Origin of the sequence: Pontibacter deserti (assembly GCF_023630255.1) — a bacterium.
In the GTDB taxonomy this organism is placed as follows: Bacteria; Bacteroidota; Bacteroidia; order Cytophagales; family Hymenobacteraceae; genus Pontibacter; species Pontibacter deserti.
The window spans coordinates 1013156-1036410 of sequence record NZ_JALPRS010000001.1; the positions used below are offsets into that span (position 1 = coordinate 1013156).

Here is a 23255-nt window from a genome sequence, read left to right on the forward strand (position 1 = left end):
ATCCTATAGGATAAGCAGTAGCTACTTGTAATAAGAATTAAAAACTAAAAAAATTAGTAAATATTTTTTGTTACTTTGTGGTTGAGGAGCGCAGCGGAACTAATATTGCATGTTGTCTCTTATATTTCCTATATTTCCGAGTAATTCCACCGAATCAAATACACTTACGCTTACAGAATGGCAGAGTTAGAGCACAATTATAACGAAGACAGCATTCGCTCGCTGGAGCCGCGCGAGCACATCAGGTTACGCCCTGGTATGTACATCGGCAAGCTTGGAGACGGTTCTTCGGCCGATGACGGTATTTACATTTTGGTGAAAGAGGTAATCGACAACTCCATCGACGAACACGTGATGGGCTTCGGTAAAACCATCGACATCAAGATCTCAGACCACAAGGTACAGGTGCGCGACTATGGCCGTGGTATTCCGCTGGGTAAAGTGATCGACTGCGTGAGCAAGATCAACACCGGTGGTAAGTATGACAGCAAGGCTTTCCAGAAATCAGTGGGTCTGAACGGTGTGGGTACAAAAGCGGTAAACGCATTGTCAAGCCACTTCCGCATTCAGTCGGTTCGTGATGGTCAGATGAAAGCAGCTGAGTTTGAGCGTGGCGTTTTAACAAACGATCTGCCACTGGAGCAGACTTCTCAGCGCAACGGTACCCTTACTACGTTCACGCCGGACGATACCATCTTCAAGAACTACCAGTTTAACCTAGAGTACCTGGAGAACCAGATCTGGAACTATGTATACCTGAACGCTGGCTTAACTATAAACTTCAACGGCAAAAAGTTCTACTCAGAAAATGGTCTCCTGGACCTGCTGCGTAACAAAGCCGATGAAGAAACTATGCGCTACCCGATCATCCACCTGAAAGGGCCGGATATTGAATTGGCGCTAACACACGGCAATGACTACGGTGAAGAATACTATAGCTTTGTGAACGGCCAGTATACTACTATGGGTGGTACACACCTTGCTGCTTTCCGTGAGGCGGTGGTTAAAACGGTGCGCGATTTCTTTAAGAAGGACTACGATGCTGCGGATATCCGAGGCTCTATTATAGGTGCTGTATCGCTCCGTGTACAGGAGCCGGTGTTCGAATCACAGACGAAGACAAAGCTTGGTTCTATCGAAATGGGACCAGATGGTCCTGCAGTTCGTGCCTATATCAACGATTTTGTTAAAGAGGCCCTTGATAACTACCTGCACAAGAACCCGGCTACTGCAGAAGCCCTGAAGAAACGAATTGAGCAGAGTGAGCGCGAGCGCAAGGACATGGCCGGTGTTAAAAAGCTGGCGAACCAGCGTGCTAAAAAAGCGAACCTGCACAACCGCAAACTGCGCGATTGCCGCCTGCACTTCAACGAAGACAAGCACGAGAATTCACTGCTGTCTACGCTCTTTATAACAGAGGGTGACTCTGCAAGTGGTTCTATTACCAAGTCCCGTAACGTGGACACGGAAGCTGTATTCAGTTTAAGAGGTAAGCCATTGAACTGCTTCGGCATGAAGAAGAAAATCGTTTACGAAAACGAGGAGCTTAACCTGCTGCAGCACGCCTTGAACATTGAAGAAGGATTGGATGGGCTGCGTTACAACCGCGTGGTAATCGCAACTGATGCCGACGTGGATGGTATGCACATTCGTTTGCTGCTGCTTACGTTCTTCCTGCAGTTCTTCCCGGACCTGGTGCGTAACGGTCACGTGTTTATACTTGAAACGCCGCTGTTCCGTGTTCGCAACAAGAAAGAAACGATCTACTGCTACAACGAAACCGAAAAGCAGGAAGCAATACAGAAGCTGGGCAAACGCCCTGAAATTACCCGATTCAAAGGGCTTGGAGAGATCTCTCCGGATGAGTTTGGCAAGTTCATTGGCGATAACATCAAACTGAAGCCGGTGATTTTGCAGAAGGATACTACGATCCAGAAAATGCTGAACTACTACATGGGCAAGAACACGCCGGAGCGTCAGCAGTTCATCATCGAGAATTTGAAGATTGAGAAAGACATAGTTGAAGAAATTTATGCATAACGACGATATAAACGAAGAATTGCACAGCCACGAAGAAGAGGAGTTGGAAGTTGCGTTTACAGATGGCGAAGAAGAAGTCATCCATAATGTAACGCCTGTTTCTGGTCTATATGAAAACTGGTTCTTAGATTATGCTTCTTATGTAATTCTGGAGCGTGCAGTGCCAGCTATCGAAGACGGCTTAAAGCCGGTGCAGCGCCGTATCCTGCACGCCATGAAAGAAATGGACGATGGTCGCTTTAACAAGGTGGCTAACGTGATAGGTCAAACCATGCAGTACCACCCGCACGGCGATGCCTCTATTGGCGACGCGATGGTGAACCTGGGGCAAAAAGACCTTCTGATTGAAACACAGGGTAACTGGGGCGATGTACGTACCGGCGACAGTGCAGCGGCACCACGTTATATCGAAGCGCGCCTTTCCAAGTTTGCTTTGGATGTGGTATTTAATCCGCAGACAACGCTTTGGCAGCTAAGCTATGATGGCCGTAAAAATGAGCCGGTAACATTGCCTGTTAAATTCCCGCTACTGCTTGCACAGGGCGTAGAAGGTATAGCCGTAGGTCTTTCTACGAAGATCATGCCGCACAACTTTAAGGAGCTGATCAAAGGTTCTATTGATGTGCTGAAAGGGCGTAGCACTACATTGCTGCCTGACTTCCCGAACGGAGGTATGGTAGATGTTACCAACTATAACAATGGTATGCGCGGTGGCAAGATACGTGTGCGTGCAACCATTGAAAAGGTTGATAAGACCATGCTCATCATTCGTGATGTGCCTTATGGTGTGACCACGACTGGCCTGATGGAATCGATCGTGAAAGCGAGCGAGAACAACAAGATCAAGATCAAGAAGGTGATTGATAACACAGCTGCTGATGTAGAGATACAGGTGCAGTTGCCACCAGGTGTGTCGCCTGACCTGACGATGGACGCGCTTTACGCTTTCACGGATTGCGAAGTGTCTATCTCTCCAAACACCTGCGTGATTATTGACGATAAGCCGCACTTCCTGAGTGTGGATGAGTTGCTCCGTATTTCTACTTTTAAAACGGTAGACCTGCTGAAACGTGAACTGGAGATTCGAAAAGGTGAGCTTGAAGACAAGTGGCACTATTCATCTCTGGAAAAGATATTTATCGAGAACCGTATTTACCGCGACATCGAAGAATGCGAAACCTGGGAAGCAGTTCTTCAGGCGATTGATAAAGGACTTGATCCGTTCAAAAAGCTTCTTCGTCGTGAGGTAACCGAGGAGGATATCATTCGCCTGACGGAGATCAAGATCAAGCGTATCTCTAAGTTTGACTCTTTCAAAGCGGATGAATATATCAACAAGCTGGAAGAGGAAATGGCTGAAGTGGATGATAACCTGGCGAACCTGATCCGCTACTCGATTGCTTACTTTGAAGGCTTGCTGAAGAAGTATGGCCAGGGCCGTGACCGTAAAACACAGGTTAAAACCTTTGATGTGATTACGGCGCAGAAAGTAGCCATCGCTAACCAGAAGCTTTACATGAATGCCAAAGACGGCTTTATCGGAACCAGCCTGCGCAAAGATGAATTCGTGTGCGACTGCTCTGATATGGACGACATCATCGTGTTTCGTAAGGACGGTAAATTTACGGTAACCAAAGTCGCTGATAAAACTTTCGTTGGTAAGGACATTATTATGGCTGGCGTTTACAACAAGAACGACGAGCACATGGTCTACAACATGATCTACGTGGATGGCAAGTCCGGTATTTCGTTTGCGAAACGCTTTGCCGTGAAGTCTATCACTAGAGATAAGGAGTACGACCTGACAAAAGGAGAGAAGGGCTCGAAGGTGCATTACCTGACAGCTAACCCGAACTCTGAATCTGAAGTGGTAAGTATAACGCTGGCACCACAATCAACAGCACGTATTAAGCAGTTTGATTTCGACTTTGCTGAACTGATGATTAAAGGCAAAGGCTCAAACGGTAACATCGTAACGAAGTACCCGATCAAGAAAGTGGTGCAGAAGAGCCTCGGCGATTCTACGCTGGGTGGTCGTGAGATTTTCTACGACGAAGTGATCGGCCGACTGAACACCGAAGGCCGTGGTCGTTACCTGGGTTCATTCAATACAGAGGATACGATACTGGTAATTTACGAAGACGGTACTTATGAGCAGACTACTTTTGACCTGAGCAACCACTATACAGTTGAAAAGATCAAGGTGCTGCAGAAGTTCGATCCGGAACTTGTGGTGTCAACTATATATTATGAAGGGGACAATAAAACCTACTATGTGAAGCGTTTCAGAATAGAGACTTCTACGGTAGGTAAGAAATTCACCTTTATTTCAGAAAGCAAGAACTCCAGGCTGGAAGCTGTTTCCACTCACCCTGAGCCGTTGGCTGAGATCAAATTCAAGCGTAGCCTGCGTGGCGACAAGGAATCTGAGAAAATCCTGTTAAGCGAATTTATTGATGTAAAAGGCTGGAAGGCCATGGGTAATAAGCTCAATTACTTCAAGATTTTTGATGTGACAGTGCCGAAGCAGGAAGTGGTAGAGTATGAGGAAGACAAGCCGAAAGCAAAGAAAGCTGCTGCTAAGCGTGAACCGGTTACGCTTCCATCTGAGCTGAAAGAGTTGGCTGAGGAAGCTGCCCGTGCAAGCGGAACTCAACCTGATGCGCTGATTGCCGTAGAAGAAAACGTACAAGAAAATAGTGCAAAAAAAGCTATTAAGGAAAAGAAACAGTTAAACCTGTTCTAATCTAAGTCCAATTTTGCTAATTCTTGTTTCATAATTCTCCTACTAAACTAATTATGAAGCGACAACTCCAGGTTTGGATGTTTTTGTTGATGCTGGGCCTAGCAGGTGCACCAGTGTGTGTGATTGCTGGTTCCGGAGCAGGTACAGAACAACTGCTGAAGAAGGCTGAAGAACTAATGCTTAATTACCGCGACAGCGAAGCACTTGCTATGTATGAGGAAGTGCTTCAGGCTGCTCCGGATAACTATACAGCTCTCTGTAAAGCAAGCTTGCTAAATTGCAGGATAGGCGAACGTGTTACGGATGATGGCACCAAGATAGCTTTTTATGTGAAAGCTAAGGAATATGCCAGCAGAGCTTACGAGCTGAACCCAAATGATTCTGAAGCTAATTATGCTATGGCTCTTTCTTTGGGTGCAATGGCAATGGTTTCAGGTCCGAAACAGCGCTTGGCAGGTATAAACCAGATGAAGTCGTTCCTGGATGCAGCACTGGCAAGTAATAACAAACATGCCGGAGCCTGGCATTTATTGGGACGTTGGTATTTTAAAATGGCTAATCTTAATTTTGCAGAATCTGCTGCTTCGAAGATGTTTTTCGGAGGAGTATGTGGTGAAGCAACAAATGAAGAGGCAGCTACAGCTATACAAACAGCCATAAAGTATAACCCAATGAACATCCAGTATTATTATGATCTGGCTGCTGTTTATAAAGAGATGAAAAGCACGGATGACTGCACGGCAACACTGGAGCAGGCAATAGCTTTACAGGTTACTACCCGGGATGAACTTGAACTCGCCCGACGGTGTAAGATCATGTTGCAGCAGTATAAAAAATAACTGCTGCTCTATAAAGAATAGAAGCCTGCTACCAGACGTAGCAGGCTTTTTCTTTTTGCCTATACTTACCTGTAATCAAAAATTACATAAATATTACCTAATTTAGCGTTCTGATGTATCGCCTGAAATTATATATGCAGTACCTGAAGAAGAAAGCAATAACTGCTTTGCTTGCGATTATACTTGCAACTATAGCAGGCTGTAATCTGAATCAGGGGGCAGGGGAACAGATGGTGAACCTGGAGAAAGTATCAGACGACGGAGAAACACAGTTAGCAAATCTTACTACAGCGATAGCCCGAAACAGGCAGGATGCGAGTTTATACTCACGCAGGGCAAAGATCTATTTAAAAAAAGATGATCTTGAGAAAGCTTTAGCTGATGTGAACAAAGCTATTGAGTTGAATAAGAATGAGATGGGGTACCTGTTCCTGAAAGCGCAGGTGCTGCGGGCAATGGGTAATGTTAAGGAATCATTACCTTTGGCTTTGAAAGCAGAGCGAAACTCCTACCAGAGTGTCTCTTTGTATGTGTTATTGAGCGACTTATATCTGCAACATAAAGAGCCACAACAAGCTGCCATTTATGCTTCAAAAGCACTTGCTCTTGCGCCTCGTAACGAATATGCCTTGTACTACAACGGCCGTGTGGCGGAGGTAACCGGTGATACAGCCCGGGCTTCAAACAACTATAGATTAGCTCTGAGAGAAGCTCCTGATTTTGCCGAAGCCAGACGTGAATTGGCCGGTGCCCTCATAAACCTGAAGCTTTACAGTGAAGCAGCTGTGCATATAACTAAAGCTATGAAACAGGTCCCTAAAGATGCGCAGTTGTGGTTCTACAGAGGCCAGTATTATGAGGCTATTCAAAAGTCAGATAGTGCACTATGGAGTTATACTAAAGCTATAAGTCTGGCGGATACCTTGCAAAATGCACAGTACCAGGCCGGACAGTTGTTGTATATGCGTGGCGATAACGCTGGAGCCATCTCACATCTGGAGAAAGCTGCCAAAGAATTTGGACATCATATAAAGTATATTACCATATTAGCCAGTGCCTATGAACGAACTGGTCAGAATATAAAAGCGTTAGAACAGTACCAACGGTTGGATGCTTTACAACCAGGTTATACTTTTGCAGATCAAAGTATAGCACGCTTAAAAGCTAAACTTACAAGGCCAGCGCCTATAGTTGCTGATACTGCCGGTACTACAGAATAAGAAATTTCATCACGAGTCAATAAAACTATACATGATCAACATCACATTACCAGATGGCTCTGTTCGCCAATATCCGCAAGGGGTGACAAGCTACGAGATTGCACTTAGCATTAGCGAAGGTCTGGCGCGCAATGTGTTAGCCGCCAAAGTAAACGACTCTGTTTGGGACGCCACACGTCCGATTACGGAAGACGCTACCGTGCAACTGCTCACCTGGAACGATGATCTGGGTAAGAATGCTTTCTGGCACTCATCAGCACACTTGCTGGCAGAGGCCCTGGAAGAACTATACCCTGGCGTGAAGTTCGGTATCGGACCTCCTGTAGAAAATGGTTTCTACTACGATGTGGATCTGGGTGACCGTACTTTCTCGCAGGATGATTTTGCCAAAGTAGAGCAGAAGATGCTGGAACTGGCTCGTAATAAAAGCGAATTTAAGCGCCGCGAAGTATCTAAAGCAGAAGCTACAGAATACTTTACAAAAAAGGGCGACGAGTATAAACTCGACCTGATCAAAGATCTGGAAGACGGAAGTATAACTTTTTATGAGCAAGGTAACTTTGTAGACCTTTGCCGTGGACCACACATCCCGAATACTGGTTTTATAAAGGCTGCTAAATTAATGAATGTGGCTGGCGCTTACTGGCGTGGCGATGAAAGCAAAAAGCAGCTGACCAGAATTTATGGCGTTACTTTCCCGAAACAGAAGGAGCTGACTGAGTACCTAGAGCGGCTTGAAGAAGCCAAGAAGCGCGACCACCGAAAACTTGGTAAGGAGCTTGAGCTTTTCGCTTTCTCTGAGAAAGTAGGTATGGGCTTACCACTTTGGTTGCCTAAAGGTACATTGCTGCGTGAGCGCCTGGAGCAGTTTATGCGAAAGGCCCAGGTAAGAGCAGGTTACCAGCCGGTAGTTACACCGCACATTGGTAGCAAAGAGCTTTATGTTACTTCAGGCCACTACGAAAAGTATGGTGCAGACTCTTTTCAGCCGATCAGGACGCCAAATGAAGGGGAGGAGTTCTTCCTGAAGCCAATGAACTGCCCGCACCACTGCGAGATCTATAAAACCCGTCCGCGTTCTTATAAGGAGCTTCCGGTGCGCCTGGCAGAGTTTGGTACTGTATACCGGTACGAGCAGAGTGGTGAATTGCATGGCTTAACCCGAGTTCGTGGCTTTACGCAGGATGATGCCCACATTTTCTGCCGACCGGATCAGGTGAAGGAAGAATTTATGAAAGTAATTGACCTGGTGCTTTATGTATTCAGTGCATTAGGTTTTGAAGATTATACTGCCCAGATATCGCTTCGTGACCCGGAAAACAAGGCTAAGTATATTGGTGCCGATGAATTATGGGAGAAGGCTGAGAATGCCATTATTGAAGCCGCTGCCGAGAAAGGTCTGCGTACTGTAACCGAATTGGGCGAGGCTGCGTTCTACGGACCTAAGCTTGACTTTATGGTGCGTGATGCACTAGGCCGTAAATGGCAGTTGGGAACTATTCAGGTAGATTATAACTTACCTGAACGCTTCCAGTTAGAATATATTGGTGCCGATAACCAGAAGCATCGCCCGGTAATGATTCACCGTGCGCCATTTGGATCTCTGGAACGTTTCGTAGCGGTATTGATAGAGCACTGTGGTGGTAATTTCCCACTGTGGCTGAGCCCTGAGCAGTTTGCTATACTTCCGATTTCTGAGAAGTACCAGGACTTTGCGCAGCAGGTTTATGATAGATTGGCAGAGATGGATATTCGTGGTTTTGTAGACAACCGGGATGAGAAGATCGGTCGTAAAATACGCGATGCGGAAGTTAGAAAGGTGCCATACATGCTGATAGTAGGGGAGAAGGAGCAGGAAGAAAATGCTGTTTCTGTACGCCGACATGGGGAAGGTGACCTTGGCTCAATGGCAGTTGATGCATTTATCGATCTGTTTCAGAGCAAAATAGCTGAAATGCTTAACAATTAATGAAAGAATTTTCATTTTGAATTATAAATTGCGATATTCGCACCCTGATTGTAGAATTTAAAAGATTTAAGGAGGTAAAACCATAGCTACGCCAAATAAGCGCTACATCCCACGAGGAAAGGTGGAGGAGCCATACAAAGTCAATGATAAGATAACTGCCCGCGAGGTAAGATTGGTTGGAGACAATGTAGAGCAGGGAGTGTTCCAGACACGGGACGCTCAACGAATAGCAAACGAGCAAAATCTTGACCTGGTTGAGATATCGCCAACTGCTAACCCACCGGTATGCCGTATTATCGATTACTCGAAATTTAAGTACGAGCAGAAGAAGAAGACCCGTGAGATGAAAGCCAAGGCTCAGAAAGTGGTTGTGAAGGAAATCCGTTTCGGTCCTAACACAGATGACCACGACTTTGAGTTTAAGCTGAAGCACGCAAAATCTTTCCTTGAAAGTGGATTTAAGATTAAATCTTATGTGCATTTTGTTGGTAGAACAATCGTGTTTAAAGAGCGTGGCGAGATCCTGTTGCTTAAATTTGCTCAGGCGTTGGAAGACGTAGCAAAAGTTGAGCAGTTACCGAAGCTTGAAGGAAAGAGAATGTTCCTGATGCTGGCACCTAAGGTTGCAGCCCCGGTTAAAAAGTAATTCGTTTAATCAATTATATACACATGCCAAAAGTTAAAACTAAATCTGGTGCAAAGAAGCGTTTTTCTTTGACAGGTACTGGCAAAATTAAGCGTAAGCACGCTTACAAAAGCCACATCCTGACCAAGAAAACGACAAAGCAGAAGCGTAATTTAACACACGCAGGTCTTGTTAGCTCAGCTGATATGGACAGAGTGAAGTTAATGCTTCAAATCTAATTCGAGGAATTAGAAGGTTAATTAATTAGTATAAACCCAGTGTCTGGTTTTTTGAAGATTAAAGTATAATCACCAGCCGCTAAAACTGTAAAGAAATGCCTAGATCGGTAAATGTCGTTGCAGCACGACACAGAAGAAAGAAAATAATGAAAATGGCCAAAGGTTACTTTGGCCGTCGTAAGAACGTTTGGACAGTAGCGAAAAACGCTGTTGAAAAAGGTTTAACTTACGCATACCGCGACAGAAAGCAGAAGAAAAGAGACTTTCGCGCGCTTTGGATCCAGCGTATCAACGCAGGTGCACGCGAGCACGGTCTTTCTTATTCAGCATTAATGGGCGCCCTTAAGAAGGCTAACATCGACCTGAACCGCAAAGTACTTGCTGACCTGGCGATGAACCACCCAGAAGCTTTCAAGAGCATCGTTGATAAAGTAAAGTAATTTACTTCGTTATATAACATGAAAGGGCTTAACTTCGGTTAAGCCCTTTTCTATTTACCTGTATCTACTACATTTGCACTCCTGCGCCGATTACCAACTATAGATCGGGCATAAATTGCTTGTATACTTTAAATACCCTGAGCAAATTTTACAATAACACCTTTCCCTTTGGTGCCGCCCTCGCTGGCAATATATAATTCGCCTTTATCACTAAAAGTCATACCTTCCGGCTGGCGGAGTAGTTTTTTATCCAGTTGAGTTGTTTTTAAGATCTTGCCCTGCTCATTTATGATATGCAGGCGTGAGTTTACCGCATCCAGTAAGTATAAATCGCCTGTTACAGGATGTATCTCAAAAGAGGAAGGCTGTAGTACATCATACTTGTTCTTCTTTTTCTTTTTTGTACTTGTCAAGCCATCTTGTGCCAAAGAAATATGAAATACTGGCTCTTGCTGCATTGTTTTGCTGCTTAGCGAGAAAGTATAAATGCCTTTGCTATCACCAAGCTTGGTATCGAAACCCTTGCAGGCCAATAACAGGCGGTTATTTTTTGCATCGTAGGCAAGGCCTTCTGTATTCTGTGTGCCAGCCAGTACAGTTTTATGCTCTGTTACTGCAGGCTTACCATTCCTGAAATTCTGAACTTCAAGTAAGGTACCATCGCTGCGAAGTATAAAAGCATCCTGCCCGATCAAGGAAATACCTTCATAATCACCAGGGCCAGCAAAACTGATCTTATCAGTAACCTGTTTCTTTACCGGGTCAAATAAATGTATGGCCCCTTCTTCGTCCTGCACACAGGCAATCAGTCCATCTGGTAATAAAGCTATACCTGATACTTCTCGCAGGTTAGCTGGTAATTCCCATCGCTCTGAGGGTTCACCTAATGTATTTGCAGTTTTACTCAGAAATTTTGCTGGCAGGAGTGATGCTTCCTGTTTATTTACTTTTGCTGAAGCCTGTTGCTCTATTATCTTACCGGAAGCATCGAAGTGTAGCTCAAGCTCATCCATGTTATCTTCCAGTTCCACTACATACCTTGAGTTTCCATCCTGTTGCAGTCGGTGTGCCTCATCTAATTTATAGTTAGCATAATTAGCCTGCAGTGTTTCAAGTATAGTTTTAGGTAAATGGCGCTGATCTATTTCTTCAGTGTAGCTCACAAGTTTGCCATCAGCTGTAAACAAGGCAGTTCTCTCCAGGCCACTTAGCTTAAATTCAGCTTCATAGTTTCCGCTATCTGTGTCCCAGTCAACCTGCTTTATAGTTGGGTAACGCTCAGCAAATTGTACTTTAACTGCTTCCGGTACTTCCGTATTTCCCCAGATGGAGTTACAGGCACTACCTGCTAGCAATGTGGCAAGTGTGAATGCATATAGGCTATATTTTTTCATAATGATTGTCTTTTATAGTAATTACAACCGAAGTTTACGACCCAATTCTGAAGACAATCTGTAGCTGTTTGTTTATTAGCGGTTTTTGTTTGAGAAATTTATACAAAGCGTGTGCATGCCATCCTGGTAGGTGTAGCTTGGTTGCAAACTATAAACTGAGCAGATTTTATTTACTAATGCAAGCCCGATACCCAATGAACCTGACTTGTTACTTCCGCTCACAAATCTGCCGAACATGTTGTCAGGAGAGTTCTGAATTGCTTCGCCGGTGTTCTGGATACAAAGTTTAGCTTTGGTTAAGGCCACTTTAATTATACCATTAGGCTGGTTATGTTGAATAGCGTTAATAAGCAGGTTAGATACCAATACTTCGGCAAGGCCCCGGTTCATGTGTACAAACACTGGTTTTGTTATACTTTGCTCCAGTTGCAGGCCGTGCATGTCTATTAATTCCTGTAGCTGTTCGGTTTGCTGGGCAAGCAGTTCATGTAAGGCTACGTCTTCATTTTCCTTAAACTCACGATTCTCGATACGGGTAAGCAGGATCAGTGACTTGTTTAGCCTGGCCAGCCTTGTAACGGAATGATGCATCTCTTCCAGCAACTTGGCCTGGTCAGTTGTAAGGGTAGCTGACTGCATAAAAAGCTCCAGTTTACTGTTAACAATAGCCAGTGGTGTTTGAATTTCATGCGATACATTCTCGGTAAATTCCTTCAGGTTCAGGTAATCAGCATGAATTTTATTTGTCATAGCCTGTAGTACACTGTTCAATTCCTGGAATTCCGTTGTGTTGGAAGGCTTAAGCTGAAGCGGCCCGTACTGCGATAAACTATAGCGCTTTATTTTTTGCAGAGTATTATAGAAGTTGCGCCAGGTATACTTATTAATACTATAGTTTACAGCTCCTAACCCAACCAGCAGCATCAGGAAAGTCCAGCCCATGGCAAATACGGTACTTTCAAACAGGTCGTCAAAATCCATCACAGACTTCATGATGGTATACTGATAGACCCTGTTGTTTTGATAGGCAGTGAAAGTGAGCCGGCGGTATGGGATGCTTTCTTCGTCGTAGGAACTATAAATAAGTGTATCGGTCAGGGATTCGAGAACAGGAGTGGCGTTGGTTACTTCTTTTACAAGTATAGTTTCGGTAACGCCTGAGGTAACGTGGGGCAACGTGTTGGTGCGACGGATAAAGGCAAGTATGTTTTCCTTATCGGTGAAAAGCTGATCATCTACTTCGTCGTAGATCTCGCCCTGAAGTATGAGATAATAACCGATGCCACCCAGCAGGAATACCACGAACGACACCAGCAGGTAATATAAACTTGTTTTGGTCAGGATTCTCATGGATTTACAAACTTGTAGCCTAACCCATACACTGTCTGGATATAATCCTCGCCGCCGGCTTCCATAATTTTACGCCGAAGGTTCTTGATGTGCGTGTACACAAAATCCAGCGAATCGAGTGCTTCTACATGATCTCCCCACAAGTGCTCGGCTATAGAGTCTTTGGTGAGTACACGGTTCCGGTTTGCTAGAAAGTATAGCAGCAGGTCGTATTCCTTTTTAGTTAGTACCAGTTTTTTACCCTGCACCTGTGCTTCAGCAGCATCCGGAAAAACTTCCAGATCACCTATCTGTACCGTTTTTTGGCCATTAAAATTTCGCCTTCTGATTATAGATTTGAGACGGGCATTCAATTCTGATAAATGGAAAGGTTTGGTCAGGTAATCGTCGGCGCCTAATTCCAGTCCTGTAATTCTATCATCTAATGCGTTTTTAGCAGAGATAATAATAATGCCGGTTTCAGGAGTGTTTTCTTTGAGCAGTTTTACCAAATCAAGCCCATCGCCGTGGGGCAGGTTCAGGTCTATGAGCACGCAAGTATAAGGCATATCGGCTGCCATCAACTTGGCTTCCCTAAAATCATATGCGGAGTCGCAGGTATAGCCTTCCTGTTGCAGGTAGGTAACTATAGACGCATTCAGGGCCTGTTCGTCTTCAATGATCAGTATTCTCATAGAGCAAGGGTAAGGGCGGCAATGTATTAACCGATTCTGAAGCAAATCTGTTTTGGCACTGTTTTATACTTTAAGCTATTGATTTCCGTCGTATGAGATGTGGGTTATTTCGGCTACTTCTTCATCTTTACCAAGCCGTAATGTTATAGTTTGCCCCACCTTTGCTCCGGTCACAATTTTGGCGATAGGGGCTACAAAAGCTATACGACCCTGTTCTACAGATGCTTCGTCCACACCCACTATCGTAAAGGTTCTTTCAAAGCCGATATTCTTTCCTTTTATAGTTTTAAGTGTAACTGTGGCTCCAAAACGTACCTGGTCAGCGGGTTGGTCTTTTGCTTCGATTACTTTGGCAGATGTGATGCGGGATGTGAGGGCTGCGATACGGCCGTTAAGTATAGTTAGCTGGCGTGTACGTTCCGCTTCGTTATCCCGGTTGGCTTCAGCCTGACTTCTTTCTGTTTCCAGTTCTGCAAGTTCGTTACGTAATTGGTCCAGGCCGCGCGGCGTTACGTAGTTGGTAACACCTGGTGGTAAGGCTGCCCTTGGCGGTATAATTGGCGCTTCGCCGGAATCGTCTTCTTTTACAAATGCTCTGCTCATGCCCGTTAGAACGCAGGCTGTGCAGGTGAGTTACAAAGTATAGCTTATAGCAGCAGTGTATCTATAAGGTGGGCGTGTACCATTTGCTTGCGCGATGACCAGGAGAAGATTGTAAAACGTCCATCCTGTGAGGCTACCAAACCAAGGGAGTCGCGTTGGTCGTGTACAAACTGCGCTACCGACAAATGCCGGGTACCGCCATTTTGTGCCGGATGCAGCTGTTTTTCTGTATCGCCTATCACCGGTTCTGTCACAATCATTTCATCAACTGGTTTGCTTCCTGCCGCGCGGCCTATTTTTGCGCCAAATGCCAGCAGGTTGTACTTGTCGTTGATGATGGTGGCACCGTCAACTGCGGTTAGCCCTGCTAATGAATCAACTTCTCTATTAAGTGCTACTTGCCAGGTGCCTTTTGCCAGTTCTTCCGCTTTGTTCTGAACCAGGTCAGCAAGTCCTGAAAAAGAAGGTTCTACGGCATATAGTAGAGGTTTTACAATGGATGCTTTCCAGGCATCAGACGCAGAAGGCACAACCAATAAGGAGCCACCCCGCTTATGCGCACGCATAGAAACGGCCAGCTGCACCAGTACATTGGCTGACACATCAGTAAATAGTGTTTCAAATCCCAGTAATGAGGTCAGGAAGCCGGGACAATCTTCCAGGGCTGTATTTTGCTCGTCTATGATCTTAACCTGGTCGCCTTTCAGTACTGCCACGTTTGCAAATTTTCCGAACCCATCCAGCCGTTTGTGTTTCACTACAAGCAAACCCGGCTCCGGCACATCTACCACAAAACTTAAACTAGGAATGGATCGGGTAGCGCCCCAGATATAAAGCTCGCCATCTTCTTCCCAGACCCCAATGTGGATGCCGGGGCGCTCTACACCCGGTGCAAGTTTTGTTAGTGTAGCCGGCGTAAGTGGTAATCGCTGCTGAAATATAACAGGAAGCTGTGCCTGTTCCGGCGACAAATAGGATAGCGATATTTTGATGATGTGGCCTTCTTCGCGGCGCAGACTTGCCCAAAATGCCACGTCGATAATTTTCTCAATAACATAAGCAGAGGGCACAGCAGCCAGTGGCTGATAATTTAAGACTTTTGCACTGCCTGATTGCTCTATAAAATGCTGTTCTATAGTTTGGGCAACTATGGTGGCTGCCTGGTAAGTTGTTGCTGAGATCATGCTTTAATAAACAGGTATAAGCTTCTAAAGTTATGCTGCTTCTCGTCTATAGTTATACTTACAGAAACTGCACGGTAATGTAGCTGTTCGTGTTGCGTCCCTGGTCGTCGGTGCAGGATATCTTATACTTTCCAGCTCTCTGTGGCTCAAAGAATACTTTCTCGTTAGCTGCTGCAGTCTTTATAAATCTATCATTGATATACCAGTGTACCTGTTTTACTTCGTTGTGGGCGTTGCAGTGTAGCATCAGTTTCTGCCGCTCTTCCTGTTCCAGGATATACTCCATTTCTGCAGTTGGTGATGTAATAACAGGTGCAAACTCCTGGAAAATACGGCTGCAGTTCGGGTTATGGCCAGGTATGCGCTGGTATGGGATATGTTCTGAGTCATAAAAGGTCAGGATTTCCGGGGCATAGTTCGGATACCATTTTTGTGTGATGCCGGACAATGGCTGACAACTGGTACAATAAGCATACTTTTCATCAGCAGAAACAGCTACTTTTTTGAGGTGTGAGCACTTGGCAACAGGAGAGATGCCAGGTATAAATGTATCCATCACCAGGTCATGGCAAAAGCTGTTGCCAGGCTGGCCGTTTTCAACACATACAGCTCTATTGGCAATGGTTTTAGGCGGTGAGAACCATTTATTCGGACTGTTGTAGTCGATGGCGTTAAAGATATCAAAAAGCAGCGGAGTGGCGGAGTCTGTTCCATTTAGTTCGGGCACGCCCTCGCCGGAAAAATTGCCAACCCACACCCCAACAGTAAACTTCTTATTATAGCCAATGCTCCAGGCATCTTTGCGGCCATACGATGTTCCGGTTTTCCAGGCTATTTTAGGCAGATGTGCACTGTTCTGGGCATTGTGCGGCAGGTCCGGACGAAGCAGCTGGGTAAGCGTCTGGTTGATCATGTAGGCTGAGGCAGGAGAGAATACCTGTTTCTCCGCCATAGTTGTGTCCTGTTGCAGCCACCGGATCGGGCTATACTTTCCCTGGTTGGCAAAGGCGGCATAAAGTGCAGTTAGTTCTTCCAGCTTAACACCGCAGCCCCCAAGTATAAGCGATAACCCTAACTGGTCACCATTTTGCTTCAGGTCTGTAAAGTCGGCCTGTTGCAGTTTTTTTACAAAGGTGTACACACCCACTTGGTCCAATAATTTTACAGCCGGCACGTTCAGCGACGTAGCCAGGGCATGTTCTATAGTTACGTTCCCATTATAGTTTCCGAAGTAGTTCTGTGGGCGGTAGCCGGCATAATCAATGGGTACATCGCTGATGATAGTTTTAGGTGTAACCAAGCCTTTATCTATAGCTGTGGCATACAGGAAAGGCTTTAATGTACTACCTGGAGAGCGCAAAGCCCGCACACCATCTACCTGCCCGCCATGTGCCGCATCAGAGAAATCAGCAGAGCCCAAATATGCTTCTACTGCCTTTGTTTCGTTATTAATGACCAGCACGGCTGCATTATGAATGTTCTGGTAACGCAGCCGCTGCATGTAATTATATGCTAATTGCTCTACTTTTTCCTGCACCTGCCGGTTAAGTGTGGTTTTGATGATCGGCTGATTTTTATACTTGCTGAACATGCGGTAGGCAAAGTGCGGCGCTACTTTAGGAGCCTGCAGACGGGTAGCTTCCAGTGGTTCGTGTAAGGCATCTTCAACTGCATCTTCCTTAAATGCTTGCTCTTGTTTATAATAATTCAGCCATTTGTTACGGAACTCTACAATACGGGCATTTTGCTCCCCGATGCGCAACGAAGAAGGCTTGTTTGGGATAACTGTTAAGGTAACGGCCTGCGCCAGGCTCAGCTGCTTAGGCGATTGCTGAAAGTATAAAACAGATGCCGCTTTTATACCTTCGATATTACCTCCGAACGGTACCAGGTTCAGGTAAAGTTGCAGGATCTCGTCTTTGCTATAGGTATACTCCAGTTGCAGCGCCCTGAATATTTCTGTGAGTTTATTAAGATATGTTCGCTCTTTAGGGTATAGCAGTCTTGCCACCTGCATGGTTATAGTAGATGCTCCGGAAGTAGTTTTACTTTGCGTAACATTGTTGATTGCAGCCCGAACTATAGCCACAGGGTTTATACCCGGATGGAAATAGAAATATCGATCTTCCTTCAGCAGCACCGCTTTCTTCAGCACAGGGTTAATTTCACCCGCTTCCAGTTGCATCCGCCATTTGTCGTCGCTGCTCAGAAACGCATTGATAACACTGCCATCCGAAGCTGTAATTACCGGTGAATATGAAACATTTATAGTTAGTGGGTATAGCTGGTTCAGAACTAAAAATGAAAGTATAGGCAACAGCAAGACCAAAGTATAACTCAGCCACCTCCTGCTTTGCTTTGGTAGCCGTTTTATCAGTTTATACTTCAGGGTTAGCTGTTTCATAGATTGTTCAGACGCTGTGAGGTCAGTATCTTCAAATTCCTTAAATCTTACTTCACCATTACTGTACCTGCCCCATGATAACTATGGTATTCGGCATTATACATGGCATCGGCACCAACTGGGCCTAACCTAAAAGTACCTTTTGATGCAGCGCGAACCTGGTAAAAGAAGTACTGCTCAGTTGGCTTGGCTGTAGTATAAATATTGATTCTGTCGTCACGTATGTCGGTATGATCCGGGATGGCAGGTTGCTGCTTTTGTATCCAAACAAACTCCCGCTCCGACATCAGTCGTGGGTTTTCGATCTCAAAGCCAGCTGGTAACATATCCGTAATGGCCACATTCGGTATGGTTCTACCATCTAAGGATTTTAGTGCAATTCTAACTATAACTAGGTCATTCTGCTTAAAAGTATTGTTACTGATCTGCTTTCCATCCCGGTTAAAGAAGGCTTTGCGGACCTGCATATAGCTATCTTCCTGTTTATACTTGCCGCTCTGGCTAATACCTTCCATCTCCCAGAAATAATACAGCGTGCCTTTACCAGTACCGCGAAGTGAAACAGTGCCAGACTTTAACTTTTCCTGCAATACCAGGTCTCTACCATTATAAGTACCAATTACTTTACCGTTCTGCATAACCTGTGCTGTTGCGTTGCCTGCACTTCGTTTTGCCAGTTTCCCAAGCGCCATTAACGCAAAAGCCCGTTCCTGTGTGTTGTACCAGCGTTTCGACCGCAGTTCTTCTGATAAGTGCCTTGCCAAAGTAGCTACCTGCGGATTATCTTGATCTGCTTCTATCAGGCTGTTCAGCGAAATAGCCATGTCGCGCATCGGGGAATAGAAGCTGCCATCCAGGGCACGAACGGACGTTTCGCCTGAGAAGGAGCGGGGCAGGATCTGGTTAAAGCTTTCGCGGCGACCGTTAATAGCGTAGGTACTGGCCAGCAGGTAGCGGCTGTCCAGAGAGAGCAGTTCAGGCTTGGCTTTATAGTAGTTCATGGTTGCCCAATCAGGTTTGCTGGCTATACTTAGCACATATAGCGAATAGGCTGTTTCGCGCGATGCAATGTACTTGCTCTGCACCTGCCGGGCGGGGTTATAGTAGCGGTACTCTTCCATGCCCTTGCCTTTTACTTTGCGCTGCAGGTAAGTCAGGGCTTTATCCAGTACCTGTTGTGTTACCGGGTATCCGGCCTTTTTCGCTTCCAGCAGGAAGTGTGTGGCATAGGTGCTGCTCCACCAGTCTGTCTGTTCAGCGCCGGGCCAGTAAGTAAAACCACCATCGTATTGCTGCATCAGTTCTATTTTAGTGATAGCCTCCTGCACCAGGTAGTTCGGGTTATAGGTTCTGTTTTTCTGTGTCTGCTGCAGCGATTTTGCCAGATCTGTATAGTACAGCAGCGGGAAAGCAGTGGATGTAGTTTGCTCCAGGCAACCATGCGGGTAGCGTAGCAGGAAGGTAATATCATCTGTAAACTGCGCCAGTGGCGAATTGCTGATCACTAATTTTGATGCTACGGATGAAGGTATAAAATCATGTGTGAGCTTTATATCCGCAGTGCCGCCATCTTTTATACTTCCGGCATCTGTTATTTTAGTTAAAGGTGCTGTTGGCCTTACTGTAATGTCGGTGTTGTTGCTGAATTTCTCCCCCAGTGCATTAACGGCTATTGTAACTTTTGCCTGACCTATACCTGGCGCAGCTACCAGTTTATAGGTTACCTGGGCTTCGGAGTTCGGATTTATACTTGCTGACCGGGTTGCGGGGCCAAACACACGTAAAGGTCCTGTAACTGTTATTGCGCTGCTGGCAGTTGCTTTTTTAGCTGTCGTATTGCTGAGCGTAACTGGTACTAATAGGGTGTCTTTCGGGCTTACAAAACGTGGCAATGCCGTACTGATCACAACAGGGTCTGAGACGCGCATCATCTTTTCTGCTGAACCAAATGCACTGCCTTTGTAAGCAACGGCCATTACGCGCACAGCTCCCGAAAATTCCGGGATCTTAACTTTAACTGTAGCTTCGCCGTTGCTGTTGGTTTTAAGGTGGCCACTCCACAACGATACCAGTTTGACTCTTTTTGATGTAAGTGGATTGATGCGTTTCTCCAGGTCATAGCCATCACCGCCTACGCTGGAACGGCCGCCCAATTCCGGGAAGAGGTAAGGATAGAGGTCGTATGCTTCGGTTTCCAGTGCACGTTTCTGGTAAAAATACCCGTGCGGGTCCGGTGTTTTATAGTCTTTCAGTTGCAGGATGCCTTCATCTACTACAGCCAGCGTTACTTCCGCATTAGGGGCGGTCTTTATTTTTACCTGCTGCAGCTTGTTTGACCGGGATACTTCGGGTGCTGCAATGGCTACATCCAGCTTTGTGCTTTTTGCAGTTACGGTTACAGGTTTAAAACCACGGGCTATTGTTAGCGGCATGCGGTTGTCTTTTACCTGTCGGATAGCAGTTGCAGTAATGTAGGCTGTCGGCAGGTGTTCACTAAGTATAGGCAAGGTGAGCGATGCAGCTTTTTTATCGGTTTTAAGGTAATAGTGGCTCAGCACTTTGTCCTGCTCCACGGTTACCAGTATTTTACCGGCAAAAGGAGATTTGAAGAGTACTTTTGCTTTATCACCAACTTCATAGGTTTCTTTGTCCAGGGCAATGTCTACTACGCCTTCGGTGTTCACGGCAAAAGATGTACTTTCGGTATCGCCCCAGCCATAGGCATAAAACTCCTGCGCCACATAGTTATATGCGCCCGGCCGCATCACCCGCAGTTCATACTCACCTGATGATACAGGCGTAAAGTTAAAGGTGCCGCCACCGGCAGGTATAGTTATCGTTTTATTGAGCACCACATTTTCTTTGCGCTGCGATTTATAGTTATAGTTGTCAGAGTAGCGCTCAATAACAGACTCATAAGTATAGCGCACCAACTGCACGCGGGCAGTAGTGGAAACAGGTTTGCCATTTCGGTTCAGGGCCAGCAGCGGAATATTCATCTGGCGTCGGGTACTTACATAACTATCAAATTTGCGGATACCATAAAATGCCTGTTGCGTGCTCACATCAAACTTGCTCAGCCTGTTCACCGGCCTTCCTGATTCATCAAATACCGTAGTATAAACCGACCCATCCAATAAACCTATATCCTGGTAACCGGTAAGCTCAAATGTTTCCTGGCCTTTGCCTTGCGCATCTGTTTGCCCTTGTCGCACGCTGTTCTGGATGTCTACTGTACCGGATGTTTTAATATCGAAGTTATAGTCCGGGTAGTTTTTGGGTTCGAAGATTTTCTTTTTCAGGCTAAGCTGTATTTCGTAGTTGCGGTTTGCTGCCGGCGGACCAAACAGGTTTTGCGCCGTCAGGTTAACGATAAGTTTATCGCCCGGTACAAAAGCAGTTTTATTAAGGGTGGCAGTTACTTTCAGGCGGTCCGGCATAAACTCTTCCACGCCAATTTTATGGGAGTTCAGCAGTACATCGTTTCCGGAGTATACTTCTATAGTATAAGTACCCGTAACGGCTGCGGTGTTAAGTATAAAATTGGCTGTTGCGGCGCCTTCCTTATTCAGTTTGCCTTTTATACTTCGATATTCTTTACCATTTGGCAGCAGCAGTTTTATTTTTACAGGCAATCCGGCTATAGTTTTCCAGGATGGAGTTCTGATAACAGTATTTACATGCACGGTATCACCAGGACGGTACAAGTCGCGGTCGCCATAAATAAAGGCATCATAGTTAAGCTCGCCCAGGCGTTTACCACCTACATCAAACCGGGATGTGTTTACCTGAGTCTGGCTGTAAGGCATATAGTTAAAGTCATTTCCAAGACGGGCAGTTATCAGGCCCATTTTGAAATCAGGAGCGGCTTTATTGATGTTGCTGAAACGGGCTACGCCATCTTTATCGGTAGTGGCTTTATGGATGACCTGGTTGTTGGTACTGATAAAACGAATTTCTACGCCTTCCATTGTTGTCGCATTCCGGATAGAGTTGGCAAATACCACCACATCATTTTTGCCCTGCTTCGCTATCAACCCGATATCTGAAACCGAGACTATTTTAGAATCCTTCAGCCAGTTCTTGTCAGTGCTGGAAACTGTTATCACATACAACCCTTTAAACTGGCTGTCGAAATCAAGATCGTTCAGGTCTAGGTTCAACAGGCGGCTGCTTCCTTGTTTACGCAGGCTTTTGGTATCGTACTCCCGCTCAAATATGATGTTGCCGTTATTGTCGTTTACATCATAGTAAGAACTTTCGTAATATTCTTCGGCTTCTTCGTCGTAAAAGCCATCATACATTTTGCCGTCCTGCAGGTAGCGCAGTATGTTGTTCTCGTATACTTTGCCTATACTTACTTTTATGCGCGGCACCTGCACCAGGTTAAGGGCAATATCACGGGAGCCCTGGCTGCTGAGGTAAATGCTTTTAGGGTTAGCAAATGCTACAGTTGGCTGCAGCGTCTGGAACGTAACCGGATGCCTGTAATCTCTTCCTAGCTCTTTACCCGCAACGCCTGCCAGGTTTCCGCTTATAGTTAAAGTATAGTTTTCCTGACCTGAGAAATTACCTTTTAGCACTAATCCGTTTTCCAGTCTTTCCACCGTAAACTCGCGCTGCGGGTCTATACTTACTGTACTTCGCAGATCAGCATTACTTATTGGTTGGGTTGTAAAAACATAAATGCGTTCCTGGCCTTCTTCGAAAGCGGTAGCTACTTCTGTTACCTGCATCTGGCGGCGGCTCGGCAGCTCAACTTCCCTTTCTATAGTTAGGGTGGTCTGGTATGTACTGCCCGGCATGGTTAGCCCTTTGTTTATACTTAACAGCACAGGTATCGCTTCATCTGTTGCCTGACTAACGCCCTTTAATTTCACAGCTATACTTTCGCGATTGCTGCTTACTACTTCAATCGGTAGGCCGGTTCTGCCCTGGTAAACGCGCAGGTTCTCCCGCAATGATGGTAGATCTACAGGGTAATTAAAACTGAGCAGCAGGTTAGCCTCCAGCTGTGTGGGGTTGTTTTCGTTCAGGGTCCAGTAGGTTTTGGTTTTTGTTAATGCCACATAGGGGGTATGAAACGTGAAGCCCTGGCCAGCCGGTATTTTATACTTAGTTTTTGAATGGTGAAGCAGGTTATCGGTCAGCTCGGCCTGGTAATTGGTGCTGGGCGCAAATGGTCGGGAAGGGGAGAAGACCAGTTCGTCAGGCGCCGTCCATTTAAACTTGCCAGGTACAGCCGGATTGAAGCTTATATAAGGTATAGTATCCCAATCGTTCAGTAACGAATCTGGTACAAGCTCTTTATCAAATTTAAATACCAGATTTTGCTCCTGTGCTATTTGCTGCTCAAAGTTTCGGCTTTCTAACAGCAGTTCATCGCTTTTGCCTTTGCAGCTGCTTATAAAGACAAGTATAAGAATGATATACCAGAATGGTAAAGAGCAGGATAAGGATGTTTTTTTCATAGAGGAGAAAGAAAAATGTCCTGAACAGGTACTTAAATATAAAAATGTTTACCAAAA

15 protein-coding genes are annotated in these 23255 nt (G+C 45.5%); 8 read left to right on the plus strand and 7 right to left on the minus strand.

Going from position 1 to position 23255, the window contains the following annotated elements:
• Nucleotides 1–177 precede the first annotated feature (177 nt).
• From MJ612_RS04370 to rplT, 8 genes are all read left to right on the plus strand, one after another.
• Nucleotides 178–2040, plus strand: coding sequence for a DNA topoisomerase IV subunit B (locus MJ612_RS04370; RefSeq protein ID WP_187029796.1), 1863 nt, complete (start codon nucleotides 178–180; stop codon nucleotides 2038–2040).
• Nucleotides 2033–4786, plus strand: a complete 2754-nt coding sequence (locus MJ612_RS04375; RefSeq protein ID WP_187029798.1) for a DNA gyrase/topoisomerase IV subunit A — start codon at nucleotides 2033–2035, stop codon at nucleotides 4784–4786. Before MJ612_RS04370 ends, MJ612_RS04375 begins: the two co-directional genes overlap by 8 nt.
• Before the next feature lie 53 nt (nucleotides 4787–4839).
• Nucleotides 4840–5625 carry a tetratricopeptide repeat protein gene (locus MJ612_RS04380; protein ID WP_250419051.1) on the plus strand — a complete coding sequence of 262 codons (786 nt, stop codon included), beginning with the start codon at nucleotides 4840–4842 and terminating at the stop codon, nucleotides 5623–5625.
• A gap of 113 nt (nucleotides 5626–5738) precedes the next feature.
• A complete protein-coding gene (locus tag MJ612_RS04385; RefSeq protein ID WP_187029800.1) occupies nucleotides 5739–6845 on the plus strand; it encodes a tetratricopeptide repeat protein in 1107 nt (368 codons plus the stop codon).
• Between the two features lie 31 nt (nucleotides 6846–6876).
• Nucleotides 6877–8814, plus strand: a complete 1938-nt coding sequence (gene thrS, locus MJ612_RS04390) for a threonine--tRNA ligase (protein ID WP_187029802.1) — start codon at nucleotides 6877–6879, stop codon at nucleotides 8812–8814.
• Between the two features lie 121 nt (nucleotides 8815–8935).
• Entirely contained in the window at nucleotides 8936–9460 is a 525-nt protein-coding gene (infC, locus tag MJ612_RS04395; RefSeq protein WP_187029804.1) for a translation initiation factor IF-3, read from the plus strand.
• A 23-nt stretch (nucleotides 9461–9483) separates the two neighbouring features.
• Complete coding sequence (gene rpmI, locus MJ612_RS04400; RefSeq protein WP_187029806.1) at nucleotides 9484–9678, plus strand: 50S ribosomal protein L35; 195 nt, start codon at nucleotides 9484–9486, stop codon at nucleotides 9676–9678.
• Between the two features lie 95 nt (nucleotides 9679–9773).
• Entirely contained in the window at nucleotides 9774–10118 is a 345-nt protein-coding gene (gene rplT, locus MJ612_RS04405; protein ID WP_162344375.1) for a 50S ribosomal protein L20, read from the plus strand.
• A 128-nt stretch (nucleotides 10119–10246) separates the two neighbouring features.
• On the opposite strand, the gene MJ612_RS04410 is transcribed toward rplT, so the two are convergent.
• From MJ612_RS04410 to MJ612_RS04440, 7 genes are all read right to left on the minus strand, one after another.
• On the minus strand, nucleotides 10247–11512 hold the full coding sequence (locus tag MJ612_RS04410; RefSeq protein ID WP_187029808.1) for an SdiA-regulated domain-containing protein: 1266 nt from the start codon (nucleotides 11510–11512) through the stop codon (nucleotides 10247–10249).
• 75 nt (nucleotides 11513–11587) lie between these two features.
• Nucleotides 11588–12862, minus strand: coding sequence for a sensor histidine kinase (locus tag MJ612_RS04415; protein WP_187029810.1), 1275 nt, complete (start codon nucleotides 12860–12862; stop codon nucleotides 11588–11590).
• Nucleotides 12859–13536: a response regulator transcription factor gene (locus MJ612_RS04420; protein WP_187029812.1), complete on the minus strand. Its 678-nt coding sequence runs from the start codon at nucleotides 13534–13536 to the stop codon at nucleotides 12859–12861. The genes MJ612_RS04415 and MJ612_RS04420 overlap by 4 nt, the downstream gene beginning before the upstream one ends.
• A 75-nt stretch (nucleotides 13537–13611) precedes the next feature.
• Nucleotides 13612–14139 carry a GreA/GreB family elongation factor gene (locus MJ612_RS04425; RefSeq protein ID WP_187029814.1) on the minus strand — a complete coding sequence of 176 codons (528 nt, stop codon included), beginning with the start codon at nucleotides 14137–14139 and terminating at the stop codon, nucleotides 13612–13614.
• A gap of 44 nt (nucleotides 14140–14183) precedes the next feature.
• Complete coding sequence (locus tag MJ612_RS04430) at nucleotides 14184–15323, minus strand: putative sensor domain DACNV-containing protein (protein ID WP_187029816.1); 1140 nt, start codon at nucleotides 15321–15323, stop codon at nucleotides 14184–14186.
• 58 nt (nucleotides 15324–15381) lie between these two features.
• A complete protein-coding gene (gene pbpC, locus MJ612_RS04435; protein WP_187029818.1) occupies nucleotides 15382–17727 on the minus strand; it encodes a penicillin-binding protein 1C in 2346 nt (781 codons plus the stop codon).
• Between the two features lie 47 nt (nucleotides 17728–17774).
• Nucleotides 17775–23198: an alpha-2-macroglobulin family protein gene (locus MJ612_RS04440; RefSeq protein ID WP_187029820.1), complete on the minus strand. Its 5424-nt coding sequence runs from the start codon at nucleotides 23196–23198 to the stop codon at nucleotides 17775–17777.
• Between the last annotated feature and the right edge of the window lie 57 nt (nucleotides 23199–23255).